Raw genomic sequence first — 11,932 nt, 5'->3', positions numbered from 1 at the left:
CCCAATTGCCACGAGAGGAAATCACCGTGATAAAGAACTTGGGACTCATAGAGGCAAAAGGCTATGACCCCTATGCCAATCTTGCTCTTGAGAGACTCTTATTTGAGCAGACGGGCCCCAATTGCTGCGTACTTTATCTCTGGCAAAATGCCCACACCGTGGTAATTGGGCGCAATCAAAATGCTTTGGATGAATGTGATGTATGTGCTCTCGAAGCTGAGGGTGGGCACCTTGTGCGGCGACTTTCTGGAGGCGGTGCAGTATATCACGATCTTGGCAATTTGAACTTTACCTTCCTTATACCAACAAAAGACTTTGATATTGCAAAGCAAAATGCGGTAATACTTAACGCGTTACAGTCACTTGGTATCAATGCGCAGGCTACAGGTCGCAATGACCTCACCGTAGATGGAAGAAAGTTTTCGGGTTGTGCGTATTTGCACGAAGGTGAGCATAGCTACCACCATGGAACACTTCTTGTTGCAGCAGATTTCGGCGCACTGAGCCGCTACTTGCAACCTTCACCACTCAAATTACAAGCACGCGGCGTCAAATCGATACGCTCACGTGTTGTCAACCTATCCGAACTTTCGCCCTCGCTCACCATACAGCAGCTCAAGTCTGCGCTTGGCCAGTCATTTGGAAAGGTCTTCAACTCTCAGGTAGAGCGCATAGATTCTACTCAACTTGATGAGGAGTATCTTGAGCAGCTCCGCACGCATTTTGCTTCGCCAGCATGGAATCTTGGGAAAAAACGCCATCTGTCCCAAGGAGCTGAAGCTCGATTTTCTTGGGGCACCGTCCGTCTTGACCTTGAGATTGCAGAGGGACTCATACAGCAAGCCTATCTCTGGACAGACGCTCTTGCCGAAGGTTTACCCATCCTTGTAGAACGCGCCCTTTCGGGTTGCGCACTTGATGCGTCCGAATTGCGATCCCGCCTTGAGGGCGAAAAAATAGATAAGCAGGTCGCCTTTGACCTTGCACAATTAGTCCTATCAATTGCTGCCCGCTAGGAGAAAACATGTTTGATATTGCCATTATCGGTGCAGGTCCTGGCGGCTATACCGCAGCCCACGAGGCTGCTCGTCGAGGCAAATCGGTCGTTTTATTTGAGCGCAATCTCCTTGGTGGTACCTGCCTTAACCGCGGTTGCATACCTACAAAAGCTCTACTTCACTCATCTAAAGCTTTCGTTGAGGCAAGCAGCGGAAGTGAATATGGCATCAGCTGCTCGGGCGTAGTGTTGGACTTTTCTGCCATGCATGCGCACAAGACAAAAATCGTGACCGGTCTTCGTGATGGTCTCGCCAAACTTATGAAAAACGACAAAGTTACGTTAATAGAAGGAGAGGCGCAGCTCACTTCTGCAAATGATGCATCGTGCATCATTGTTTGCGGCGGAATGGAATACGAAGCACATGAGCTTATCATCGCCACAGGCTCGGTGCCCAAACGCATTCCTATTCCTGGCATCGATCTTCCTGGGGTACTTACCAGCGATGATATCCTTGAGGGTGAAGGTGCAGATCTTTCCTCCTTGATAATTATTGGCGGTGGCGTTATCGGAGTCGAATGTGCAGAACTATATGCTGCATTAAGTCGACAAGTGAGCATTCTTGAGGCAATGGAGCGCATACTGCCACCCTTTGACAAGGAAATCGCCCAGCGGGTAAACATGCATCTCAAAAAATCAAAGGTCAAGATTGAAACGTCTGCTCGTGTTGCTGAAATTACGCAGCAAAACGATACCCTATGCGTCAGATATTGCGACAAAAAGGGTAACGAACAACAGCTGTGTGCTCATGGCGTACTTATTGCTACGGGACGCGCTGCCGAAACAACGGGCTTATTTGCAGATACTATCTGCGCAAAGTTAGAACGCGGTGCTCTCATTTGCGATAATGACGGACGCAGTAGCCTACCTCATGTGTGGGCAATCGGCGATGTCCGTGCAGGTACAGCTCAACTCGCACACGTTGCAATGGCTCAGGCACGCAATGTGATACGGGCCATCTGTCATGAGGAGCAGCTCATAAATGAGCAGCTCATTCCTAGCTGTGTCTATACCTCACCTGAAGTAGCATCCATCGGCATGACCGAAACCGAGGCAAAAGAGCGCAAACTCTCAATCCGTGTGGCAAAAGTCGTAAGTGGGTCCAATGCAAAATGTCTGATAGAAGGTGGCGACTCAGGCTATCTCAAGCTTATTGCCGCAAAAGATGACGGACAAATTTTAGGGGCACAGCTTGTGTGTCCGCGTGCCACCGACCTCATCGGAGAGATCGCTGTAGCCATCGCACAAAACATGACAGCAGCCCAGCTTGCTGCAACAATCCACCCGCATCCCACCGTAAGCGAGCTCATTGCCGAAGCCGCGTTTCAATTGATATAAGCAGCGATTGTCTTATATCTTGGCTCGCAATCTTATGCCTTGCTTCGCTCAACCCAAACATGTCCACATTTGTTGCAGAAATACTGCTTGATGGTCCACTCACCATCTTGGTAGGTCTCCGTACAGACTACGTCCTCACTACCACATTCAGGGCAATCAGGCATCATCAGATACTCATCGAGCTCGCTGGAATCTACGTAACTAATAGCCATAGCGCATCCCCTACTTGTGTTCGCCTGAGGCGGCAATACTGCTGCCCTTTACGCACTGCAACGCCCTTACCAACAAAACTCTAAAACCAAAAGTTCCTACAAAACTGTCTAATGCATACCCATATACACACCTATAACATAAGGCACAAGCCATACCAACCAGACAAAAAGACTGAGGCGATGGAAGGTACGAGCACGTTTTTCATTGTGACTCACAAGCGTCACCGTTGCCCAAATTGCATGAAATGCCATAAGAACAATCGCTAGAGCACCGGTAACTGCATGTAATCCAATTCCTGTAGCACCTGCTTGGGCAATCTTGCTCATCAAGGCTGTACCTGTACTATCACAAATCAATCCCAACCAAAACAGTGTAAGATGCATTGGCTTAAGTACTTTTGCGTGACGTTCGGAAAAGACGCCAATGGTATACAAAATAAGTGCGAGTGTAATTGCAATGATTGCAGCCAAAAGCATTGGTTTCATGAGTTCTCCTGCTCCATATTGTTTTTCTCTCCCCAGCTATCCTACGCCCAAACACCCCACTAAAACCCTTACGCTTGACCTCCTAACTCAGGCAACTCAGGCAAGCCACACCATTGACGCACACGATGCAACATGCCCTCTGTATCTAAAATCCCATAGGCAAAACCTTTGCGCACCAGCTCAACTGGCACATAGGCATCATACTTTTCAAAAACAGGCACTTCTTTAGGATAGAGCAACTCAAGGGGATCAAGCGGACGCAGGGCTTGCTTGGCAAGCACATCAACAAAGGTTTGCGCATCTGCTTTCATACGGAATTGCAAAAAGTATGGACGACTTGAGTCCAGGCCCTTAAGTCCTAACTCCTCTGAACAGCGCAGCTTAAGGAAACGCTCTAGAGCCAAAAAAGCATAACTGCCCAGCCAAGGAAACAGCGCCCAACTATCTCCACCAATATTGATAAGCGGCGCGTTAAGCATGCCTGAAGCGCCTGCCGTACGACGCGCCTGAGCAAGACGAGCACGGGCATTATCCATGAGATAGGGATATATCACATCTTCTGCGAGAATGTGTGCCATGCGCTCGAGTACATGGGTATGAATGTCACCGGGGCACTCGCCAAAATAGGCAGGCACCTGACCTTTTACCTGGGTGCAGTAAACCATATGCCGTTTATGGTCCACTTCTTCTACCAGCCACGTGGCACCCGCAATAGCAATTTTGTCACCTACAGGTGGCGGCATCACCGTAGTACCAAGCTCTTGGCTTTCACTACGAACGGTGTACTCCTCACTCTCAACAAAGACTCCGTAGAAGCGGAAATTGTTAACCACACGCTCCCCCGCTAAGCCCACAATAAGGCCGCCTTCATCAGTCTGTTGAATTTGTTCGCTCGCAATTAAATGGTGAAGCAGTACTCGATAGTCATCTGTTGTAACCCGTTGGAATGGCGTGAGAGTCAACACGCGCACTGCAAGTTCTGCGGGACTCATTTCACCTTGTGATGCCAGTGTTGCCATTGTCTGATGATAAAGCAGGCTAAAGGGTAGGCGATCCAGGCGGGGAGGCTCAACCCAGCGCTCTTCAAGGTAGAGCTGCACCAAAGCAATGCCTTGCAAAAGTTTCCAAGGAATAGTTTCACCCAAGGTGGAGCGAGGCTCAGGTCGTTCTTCTCGCATGACAAACCACATCTCGGACGGCGTACCACGACGACCAGTGCGCCCCATGCGCTGCAAAAAACTTGATACCGTAAAAGGTGCATCAATTTGAAAGGCGCGCTCAAGTCTTCCAATATCAATACCAAGCTCAAGAGTTGAGGTTGTAATTGTAGTGAGGGCTGTTTCTTCATCCTTCATTGCGTCTTCGGCAGATTCTCGCAAGGGAGCAGAAAGATTGCCATGATGGATTAAAAAGCGATCTGGCTCACCATTTGCCTCACAATATGAGCGAAGCGTCGTAGTCACCGCCTCAGCGTCCTCGCGCGAATTGGAAAAAACCAAGCACTTTTTACCCCGACTATGTTCAAAAATATATCCGAGGCCTGGATCTGCTAGCTGGGGTGCAGTATCGGTTTTGCTCTCATAGCTGCGCTGAGGCATGCAAGCAAGTCCTTCTTTGCCCGGCATGCCCCCATCCACCTCGATATCGGTCAATACAGCTGCTTCCTCTGCCTCATGCCGATGGGCATAAGGTCCGCGCCCCAACTCATCATCAACAGCTTGATAATCACTGATATAAAAATGTTCCATTGACAAGCGCCAACGTTGAGACGCATCATCAATGCGCAAAATGAGCGTTTTGTGCCCTGTACCCGCAGAAAGATATTCGCCCGTACGCTCGGGATCGCCCACTGTCGCAGACAGTCCAATACGACGTGGCCTCACTCCTGCTAGACGAGACAAGCGTTCAATCACACAAAGGGTCTGAGCGCCTCGATCGCCCCGCATGAGAGAATGTACCTCATCAATCACAATAAAACGCAAATCACCAAAGAGCTTGGGGATTGCTGAATGGCGATGTAGCAACAGTGCCTCAAGGGATTCTGGCGTAATTTGCAATATTCCTGAAGGATGCTTTATCAATTTTGCCTTGCGCGAAGCAGCAACGTCTCCATGCCAACGCCAGACAGGAATCTCCTCTTCTTCACAAAGCTCTTCTAAGCGTCCAAACTGATCATTTATCAGTGCTTTGAGTGGGCCCACATAGAGCGCCCCAACAGAACTTGAGGGTTCTTCCTCCAAAACTGACAGTATGGGGAAAAATGCTGCCTCAGTTTTTCCAGAAGCTGTGGATGCACAGAGCAACACATTATCGTCTGTATCAAAAATCGCATGAGCGGCTGCCACCTGCACACCACGCAGCGATTGCCACCCATTGCGGTAAATAAAATCCTGAATAAACGGCGCATAACGCTCAAATGCTTCCATATTCCCTCCCAACACTTCACGCTAGCACAGATATTCGCTTATGTACTTTTCACAGCCAAAAAAAGCGTCTTCCCTCGAAGAAGGAAGACGCTTGAGAAAGGAGGGCAAACTGGTATTAGTTTGCAGCTGCATCGTTAGCGTCCAATTTGATGCCGGAGGCCTTTATCACCTCGGCAAAATCCGTTGCCATAAGATCGTTATCAACATCTAGGGAGAGACTGATGTTAGTGGTGAAACTGCCATCGTCATTGGTTTTGGTATTTTCTGAATAGCCCCATGCACCATGACTGTTCTCAGTGTAATTCAAAAGACCGGTATCAGCTAAGATACGTTGAGTCGTATTGCCGGTTCCCTCATAGCGACCATTCATTACCAACGACCCGAAGTATTGATACTCGTTGCTTGCATTGCTCGCAGTTAGTCCTATACGACTCAGCGCAGATTCCTTCCAAGATTTACTCTGAATATAAGATATGAGCTTTTCTCCCATAGCTTTTGCCTTATTTTTATCAATGCTGATACTTTCACCAGAGTCCCCACCTTTGTAGCTCGGCGCAAACACTGCGCCAACCCACTCGAAATCAGCGTGATCGTATCCAAGCAAAGCATTAAGGAAGAAATCAGAATCGCTGTAGATATTGAGCAACTTTGACGCAGCGCTATGGGGATCTCTGACCGTTTGCTCAGAGACAGGAATGACATAAGATCGGGTCAAGCTGCGACCATCTTTGAGCTGATACGCAAAGCGTACATAGACCGTAGTAGCGTCAGAAGAACTACTGATACGCTCTACCTCAGCTTTGAGCTCATCACGATTTTCCACAATAGTTTGATGTAAATCAATCGTTTGTTGCATCAGGCGATCGGAATCTTTGCCAAGTCCTGCCTGAGCAGCATAATCGGTGTCACAAACTTGAAGATTCAAGGTTGAAACATCTTTAGTCTGCGGAATTGTGGTCGAAAAACCAGCTAGGTCCAAGCCAAGCCCCACAAGTAGAACCGAACTTAAAGCACACATTGCGAGTGCTTCAACTGCACGACTGCGAGTAAAGATACGCACCGTTTTATTGAGAATCATCTCCGTCACAAAGAAGCATATCAGGGCAAAAAGTGCATAATACCCAACAAATACGGCGAGATCCTGCCGGCTTCCCGCAACACCTCTTAGGGCAGCCATCACAAAGGTGCTTCCCATACCGCCAATAAAGGCAGCTAACCAGCGTACAGGCAATTTGAGCACGGGAAAAGCAACCATATCGCCCGCACTTTCAATACGCCTTTTGCTATAAATCCACCAAGCAAGTGCCGTCACAACAAATCCTGCGATAAAAAACGCCGTGAGACACTGAAAACCTTCGATATGTGTTCTGGCATCAATGGTTGCGGGATTAAAGCCACCTGCAAGGTCAATATTCTGAGCAAATAGTCCGACATGACCTAATAAATACGGCAAGGGAGACAAAAACCCTACGTTGCCACCTAACATCAATACAGGCGTGGACAGCTGCTCCATACCATAGGTAAAGTTGACAACAAAAATCATCACCAGAGTGTACACTGCGCTCCAGGCGAGCTGGCAGATGCCATAAAACGCAACAGCTGCAAATATAGTGCCCGAAATCATACAGCACAGCGATGCCAACGAGAAGAAAAAGAGAGAGCTAAAAAGTACACCTATCGCCAGCTGTGACATCAGGCTTACCCAAATGACCTGGTGAGAAGCACATACCAAAAACATGAGTAAAAGCGCTACAGCCGTAGGCACCAGCATCATAAACAAACCGGCAAGATAGCTTGATACAAAAAGAGTTGAACGCCTGAGTGGAAAGGCATGCATCATATTTGCCGAGGAACTCTTGTATAGATATGAAAAAAGGCAAACGGCACAGATAATTGCAAAGACCGCCGTCACAAAAATAAATGATTTAAGGCTTACGTGCATGTAAACCACTGTATACAAATCTTGGGCAGTTGGGCGTTCCATGCTCTGAAAACGCAGGGACAGGCCTATGGGCAACCAAATGGTGAGTACTGCGGTATAGAGTACCCACAAAGGAACAAAGCGCTTGATATGTCCTAGGAAAACTGTGCGGCTAAGCAAGGATGTCTTTGATGCCATAGTCCACGCCTCCCATCTCATAAATAAATATCTCCTCTAGCGTGAGCGGTAACACATCCAAAAAAAGCGGATGTAGTGCCGTTAAGTGTGCGACAAGCTGTTCACGCTTGCCCCGCACGATGAGGGTGTGGACATGGCCCTGCTTTTCGTGATGCATGATTTTGATATCTTCAGGAAATGCTGGCGGCTGATTTGCAAAGGCAACTTGTACCTTGGAGACACTGCCCTCCAACTCTTCAAGCGATCGCTGCAACAAAATCTTGCCCTTGTGCATAATGCCCACGTGATCACACACATCTTCGAGTTCACGCAAGTTGTGAGAGGAAACCAAAATCGTCGTGTTCTGCTCAACCACATCATTCATGAGCAGACTCCAGATTTGATGACGCATCACAGGATCCAAGCCATCCACGGGCTCATCGAGTACCAAAAAGTCTGGATGGCAGCATAAAGACAACCAAAAAATCGACTGTTTTTGCATGCCTTTGGACAAACGACGCACAGGGCGTTTGTTATCAATCGTGCTAAATACCTCATGCAAAGTCTCAAAGCGCTTATCATCAAAACGGGGATAGAGTCCGCGATAATACTGCCTCATATCCTGAATTGTTGCATTGGGAAAGTAAAAGAGCTCATCGGGAATAAAGGCAACACGCTGCATAAGCACGTCGTTTTCCCACACGGGCTCGCCATCGATATAGACTTCACCTTCATCAGGACGAAGTATTCCCATGACATGACGGAGCAAGGTGGATTTACCCGCACCATTAGGCCCTACCAAGCCATACACACTACCCTTTGGCACACGTATCGAAGCGCCGTCAAGCGCACGAAAATTGCCAAAATTCTTTACAACATCTTTGGTAATGAGCATTTCATTAGTCATTTTGTCCCTCCCCTCCCATAGCACAAGCAAGCTTATCAAGTTGTTTTTTTAATGCGGCCAAATCAATGCCCAAATACAGAAGCTCAGTTGCAATTTCGTCAAAAGCAGAACGTAAATCTGTAATGCGCTGATGATCATCAGGCACCCCTTCACTTACAAACGAGCCCTTACCTGCTACCTTGCATACATAACCCTGCATTTCAAGCTCACGATACGCACGAGCTATAGTGTTGGGATTGATAGCGAGAGTAGATGCGAGCTCACGCACAGAGGGCAACTGCTCACCTGGCACCAGTGCCCCCGATACAACAAGACGCCGTATGCCATCTTCTACTTGTTCGTGAATGGGCCGAGAGTCTTTATAGCTAATTTGAATCACTTGCACCCCCTCAGCTATAACTGTATTAGTTCATTTAATACAGATAATACAGCTGGGTTCTCTAAAGTCAATACACAATTCCTTTTAGAGTTTGAACTCAAAAAAATCTTGCTGCGATCTACCAGAGCTGGCAGGAGCTCCACTACGGGGCAAAGCAATGCCTGCGGTCTGTGTGAAAGCCTCAGCATCACTTTCACTTGCGCCCCCTATTGTTTGCCCCATCACCTCGACTACTTGAGCCTCAGGATGTTGATACAAAATATCTAGCAGCTCAATGAAGTCGCGAATTACCTCGCGCGGCGTGATATGCGTATCTGCACCTACACGCTCGTATTCTTGTTTGATAAAACTCACCAAATCCATCTCGGTCAGACGAGGCTCATACGCATAGAGTTGCGCATGGATATCTTGAAGCTTTTCTATGAGTACCAGCATTTCTTCATGAGTGAGTGGCTGTAACTGGATGACGGGCGCCATTAAATCCTTATAGACACCCGCAGCATAACGACCTTCAGAGAGACGAGAACGTAAAGCCTCATAGGAATACACACCCCGACGACGATCTTCAATAGCTTGGGGTGTACCACACATAATGATGCCTAGGTAGCGTGCTTTGCCTTGCAACGTGTCGTTGTACATCGTTAGAATTTTTTCGTAGTTATACTGACGGGTAATCGAGTTTGGCACCTTATAAATATTGACGAGCTCATCTACCAGCATCAATAAGCCTGCATAGCCCGCCTGTTTGAGAAAAAACGCAAAGAGCTTGACGTATTCATACCAATCATCATCGCCCACAACTATGCCTACGCCCAACTCCCGACGAGCTTCAGTCTTGTTGGCATATTCCCCGCGAAACCACTTAATAACCTTGCCTTTTATCTCATCGTTACCCTCTAGGTACGAACGAAAATACAGCTGTAGCAGGTGAGCAAAATCAAAACCATGAACCATTTCGCCCATCTGTGTTATGACATCGCTAATACGCTGCTCAACGGTAGCAGCAAAATGAGGATCATCCGCTGATAGACCTTCGGCAACTACCGTACTTTGCACACCAGAAATCCAACGGTCAAGAATGAGTGTCAACGCGCCACCTTCAGGACGAGTCTTGGTGGCCATATTGCGCACAAGCTCCTTATAGGTAGCAAGTCCCTGCCCATGGCTACCCTGCAAACGACGCTCAGGAGATAAATCGGCATCCATAACGACAAAGCCTAAATCCATTGCATAATTTCGAATGGTCTGCAGCAAAAATGACTTGCCCGAACCATACTTACCCACTACAAAACGAAATGATGCTCCTCCTTCACGGATAACCTCCACATCATGGAGCAGCGCTTCAATCTCGTGTGTGCGCCCTACGGTGATATAAGGCAAGCCCACGCGTGGTACAACGCCACCCTTAAGCGAGTTGATTACCGTATTTGCTATGCGCTTGGGTACCTTAGGCATGGAGCAACTCCCTTATATCGTCAAGATAGTCCTCATATATTTGAGGTTCAACAGAACTCGCATCAATGACCACATCATCAATGACATCCATCAGCTTGTCATTAATGGACTCGATAAGCAGCGATACCATCAGCTGATGTTCGCGCTCAAAAGCAACCACAGAGTTCTGCTCGAGCAGACAACTAAGCAGTGCTCGCTCTTCGTCACTGAACGTAACCGTGGTATCTGGCTCAGGCTCGTCCAAGGTATCTAGCTCATGCGCTTCTGTTAAATCTGGCTCGGACACTTCCGTTGTAACTGCCGCAACATCTAAAACAAATTCAGGTTCTTCTTCCACAATCAAACGATCTCGCGTGGTATCAGCAGCGCTGCGAATGCTTCCCAGTTTGGAAAAATCAATATGCACGGCTCGACGTTCTGCTGCTTTTTGCTCATCTACACAGCGCTGAGTTAGCTCGCAAGCTACTTGGACGATGTAGCGAGTTTTAAGAGGACTTTCAATGGAAGGTTCAAAATTGAGCTGCTCCCGCATCGCAGCATCAATAGTTTTAAGTAAATCACCAAATTTTTTGCGAGACTTTGTCATGCCCCAATAACGTTTGCGTGACCAAAAACCACCTCGGCAATAGAGTTGATCAAAGAGGCTCAGTTCATAACTGCGATTTGCGCCCGCTCTTGGATCAGCAAAAACTGCATTGCGAAGCAGGGGAAAATCTCGCTCCGTACATGCGCCACAGTAACTCTCGAGCATACTGCGCTTGAGTGAGCGATCATGATGGGCGCTCACTTTACGTACAACCTCACACACAACACGCTGAACTGTTGCTGGCCGTACTTTATACAAAGCAGAGCTTTCAATGCGATACGAAGAAAGTCCTGTTAAAGCAGAAAAAAGCTGCTCATCGGTGATATCTGCAACTGTAGATAAAGCCAGCAAAGCCCTATCTTCCTCGCGATAGGGCATCTCTTCCAGTAGCTCCTGAGGCAAATCCCAATAGATGACAAACTCATCCATCCATTCAGTCAAGTTTTTGAACAGACGATAATCTGCGAGATCTTTGCCATAGTTTTTGCGCAGCTTGGCGATCTGACTGTGAGCTTGCAGCGCATCATCTACACCAACACAATGCAACAACTCATAAGCACAAAGATATACAAAGGAGGTCTCCGTAGCCTGAACCTTACCGTGACGCCACTGGGTACGCCAAGAAAAATAACCCCTCAGCTGCTCATTGTTCATCAACTGATAAGTAGGGAAATAACGAGAGAAATGTCCGTGGTACTCAAAATCATCTTCGTAGTCAGCCAAAAACCTTGCCTGGCGCCAAAAAATATATGCCTCACTGTGATGCAACATTGCAGGGCTATGCGCCAATGCCCTCGCTTGAGCGAGCTGTTCAGGTACGTAACTCTTAAGTTTTTTGCCTGAAAAAATAATAGGTTCATCGCTGTAATTTGTATCGCTGAAGGCAGCACGACCACGAAGCCGCGCGTCAATCGCTTCACGCAGCGCAGCCACATCCGGACGTCCATGTGTATGAGCTGAATGCTTGGCGCCCGCCATCATCCTCCAG

General features: G+C 47.9%; 10 protein-coding genes. 2 read left to right on the top strand and 8 right to left on the bottom strand.

The genetic code is table 11. The annotated features are described in order from the left end of the window. Positions 1-26 precede the first annotated feature (26 nt). Positions 27-1,016: a lipoate--protein ligase gene (locus BN4314_RS05775; RefSeq protein ID WP_068540255.1), complete on the top strand. Its 990-nt coding sequence runs from the start codon at positions 27-29 to the stop codon at positions 1,014-1,016. A gap of 8 nt (positions 1,017-1,024) precedes the next feature. Further along, positions 1,025-2,395 carry a dihydrolipoyl dehydrogenase gene (gene lpdA, locus BN4314_RS05770; RefSeq protein WP_068540254.1) on the top strand — a complete coding sequence of 457 codons (1,371 nt, stop codon included), beginning with the start codon at positions 1,025-1,027 and terminating at the stop codon, positions 2,393-2,395. Between the two features lie 32 nt (positions 2,396-2,427). Here lpdA and BN4314_RS05765 read toward each other — a convergent pair whose 3' ends face one another. From BN4314_RS05765 to BN4314_RS05730, 8 genes are all read right to left on the bottom strand, one after another. Further along, entirely contained in the window at positions 2,428-2,607 is a 180-nt protein-coding gene (locus BN4314_RS05765; RefSeq protein WP_021735650.1) for a hypothetical protein, read from the bottom strand. A gap of 108 nt (positions 2,608-2,715) precedes the next feature. Next, positions 2,716-3,093 (bottom strand): HsmA family protein, encoded by a 378-nt coding sequence (locus BN4314_RS05760; protein ID WP_068540253.1) that lies wholly within the window; start codon positions 3,091-3,093, stop codon positions 2,716-2,718. Positions 3,094-3,161: 68 nt separating this feature from the next. Continuing rightward, positions 3,162-5,519 carry a DEAD/DEAH box helicase gene (locus BN4314_RS05755; RefSeq protein WP_068540252.1) on the bottom strand — a complete coding sequence of 786 codons (2,358 nt, stop codon included), beginning with the start codon at positions 5,517-5,519 and terminating at the stop codon, positions 3,162-3,164. Positions 5,520-5,634: 115 nt separating this feature from the next. Beyond that, on the bottom strand, positions 5,635-7,638 hold the full coding sequence (locus BN4314_RS05750; RefSeq protein ID WP_068540251.1) for an ABC transporter permease: 2,004 nt from the start codon (positions 7,636-7,638) through the stop codon (positions 5,635-5,637). After that, positions 7,613-8,524 carry an ABC transporter ATP-binding protein gene (locus BN4314_RS05745; protein WP_021735661.1) on the bottom strand — a complete coding sequence of 304 codons (912 nt, stop codon included), beginning with the start codon at positions 8,522-8,524 and terminating at the stop codon, positions 7,613-7,615. Before BN4314_RS05745 ends, BN4314_RS05750 begins: the two co-directional genes overlap by 26 nt. After that, on the bottom strand, positions 8,517-8,903 hold the full coding sequence (locus BN4314_RS05740; RefSeq protein WP_021735603.1) for a GntR family transcriptional regulator: 387 nt from the start codon (positions 8,901-8,903) through the stop codon (positions 8,517-8,519). The genes BN4314_RS05745 and BN4314_RS05740 overlap by 8 nt, the downstream gene beginning before the upstream one ends. Positions 8,904-8,987: 84 nt before the next feature. Beyond that, on the bottom strand, positions 8,988-10,358 hold the full coding sequence (locus BN4314_RS05735; RefSeq protein WP_068540250.1) for an ATP-binding protein: 1,371 nt from the start codon (positions 10,356-10,358) through the stop codon (positions 8,988-8,990). Continuing rightward, complete coding sequence (locus BN4314_RS05730; RefSeq protein ID WP_068540249.1) at positions 10,351-11,922, bottom strand: TerB N-terminal domain-containing protein; 1,572 nt, start codon at positions 11,920-11,922, stop codon at positions 10,351-10,353. The genes BN4314_RS05735 and BN4314_RS05730 overlap by 8 nt, the downstream gene beginning before the upstream one ends. Between the last annotated feature and the right edge of the window lie 10 nt (positions 11,923-11,932).

It is taken from the genome of Olegusella massiliensis (assembly GCF_900078545.1).
In the GTDB taxonomy this organism is placed as follows: Bacteria; Actinomycetota; Coriobacteriia; order Coriobacteriales; family Atopobiaceae; genus Olegusella; species Olegusella massiliensis.
This window is presented reverse-complemented; position numbering and strand designations above follow the sequence as displayed.

Coding starts and splice junctions, on each gene's coding strand:
- lpdA (WP_068540254.1), top strand. CDS start 1,025: ATGTTTGATATTGCCATTATCGGTGCAGGTCCTGGCGGCTATACCGCA.
- BN4314_RS05765 (WP_021735650.1), bottom strand. CDS start 2,607: ATGGCTATTAGTTACGTAGATTCCAGCGAGCTCGATGAGTATCTGATG.
- BN4314_RS05760 (WP_068540253.1), bottom strand. CDS start 3,093: ATGAAACCAATGCTTTTGGCTGCAATCATTGCAATTACACTCGCACTT.
- BN4314_RS05755 (WP_068540252.1), bottom strand. CDS start 5,519: ATGGAAGCATTTGAGCGTTATGCGCCGTTTATTCAGGATTTTATTTAC.
- BN4314_RS05750 (WP_068540251.1), bottom strand. CDS start 7,638: ATGGCATCAAAGACATCCTTGCTTAGCCGCACAGTTTTCCTAGGACAT.
- BN4314_RS05745 (WP_021735661.1), bottom strand. CDS start 8,524: ATGACTAATGAAATGCTCATTACCAAAGATGTTGTAAAGAATTTTGGC.
- BN4314_RS05735 (WP_068540250.1), bottom strand. CDS start 10,358: ATGCCTAAGGTACCCAAGCGCATAGCAAATACGGTAATCAACTCGCTT.
- BN4314_RS05730 (WP_068540249.1), bottom strand. CDS start 11,922: ATGGCGGGCGCCAAGCATTCAGCTCATACACATGGACGTCCGGATGTG.